The organism is Phocaeicola sp. RTP21198st1_B8_RTP21198_201120, from assembly GCF_040929485.1.
GTDB lineage: Bacteria > Bacteroidota > Bacteroidia > Bacteroidales > Bacteroidaceae > Phocaeicola > Phocaeicola dorei.
This window is the reverse complement of the sequence record NZ_JBCOCI010000482.1, coordinates 1-1,131: the sequence shown is the minus strand read 5'-3', so window position 1 is coordinate 1,131 and position 1,131 is coordinate 1. Positions and strand designations below refer to the sequence as shown.

The 1,131-nt window shown below is 37.9% G+C and carries 1 protein-coding gene and 1 pseudogene; both read right to left on the bottom strand.

What is annotated here, in order from left to right; translation table 11 throughout:
• Nucleotides 1–356, bottom strand: a pseudogene (locus AB5935_RS27470) (DUF5003 domain-containing protein); the annotation flags it as partial.
• A gap of 19 nt (nucleotides 357–375) precedes the next feature.
• Nucleotides 376–1,131 (bottom strand): DUF4984 domain-containing protein (locus tag AB5935_RS27465; RefSeq protein WP_368328035.1); only part of this gene is annotated, 756 nt, incomplete at its 5' end.

Genomic DNA, 1,131 nt, shown 5'->3' with positions numbered 1-1,131 from the left:
GCTATTACCTGCCGACTTCCCGCCATCGTCATTGTCAACTCCGCCTTATAGGATTTCATCAGTTCCGTAGCATCATCACTAATATGAATGGTGACAGTCTGTTCGCCAACACCACCTGAACAAGTGAAGGTCTGTTCACCATCTTGTTCAAAATAGCACCACAACGACGACGAAATCAATATCCAGTTATCAGTAGCTTCAAAAGTCAGTGTCTTGGTATCTCCGACTGCACATTCTATTTTCTGCAAATCCGGAAACACAGGTGTTACAGTCTCATCATCATCACTACAAGCAGACGTGAAGAGACAGAACATCAACACAATCAATTGCAAATAATATTTTATTATATCTTTCATATTTATTTCCGATTATAGTTTAGAGTCCTTCCTCTTTTTTATACTGCTCCGCTTCTTCATCACTAATCCACTCCAGAATATTCACATAAGTACCTACCGTACCTTTACCCACCACATAAATAGTGCTATATAAGAATACAAATTTCTGGCATACATTATAATAAGAATCGTACGCAACAGGCTGAGTACACATCAGCTTTCCATTACCGTAAATGGTTCCGAAGGCTTCTGCCGTACTACCTATAATTTGATCATCAAACTCTACAAATGGTTTCAACGGATCGGAAGGATCATACTTAATTTTAAGATCATAATTCTTATAGAAGAAATCATGTAATATTATAGTATTATCTTCAGTCTTGTCTCTTTCCGCTTGTAATAACCGATATTCCGTATTCGTCATATATGCACTAAAGAAAGAGGAAGTCAATAGACAATAGCCTTCAAATGTACTAAGTTCGAAAGGACATGCTTTTTGCATTTGAACACGAGTACGGGTACCGTACAAATCCCATACATTTTCATCTTTGGCAAGCAAATTGAACGTAACCGACAAAGAATCCGTTTTATCAATGTTCTCATAAATACCCTTCATCCGAAACTTTGCTACCCGTTCCCCTGCTTTAATGGTTACCGTATTTGATTCAACCACATATTGCTTTTTTTCAATTGCATTACTAGCCTTATCGTCTACTTCTACGCCAAAAGAACGGTCATAATCGCATATATTTGTAGCTACTACCGGAATTTCAAACCATTTCTCGCTGTCCTGCAC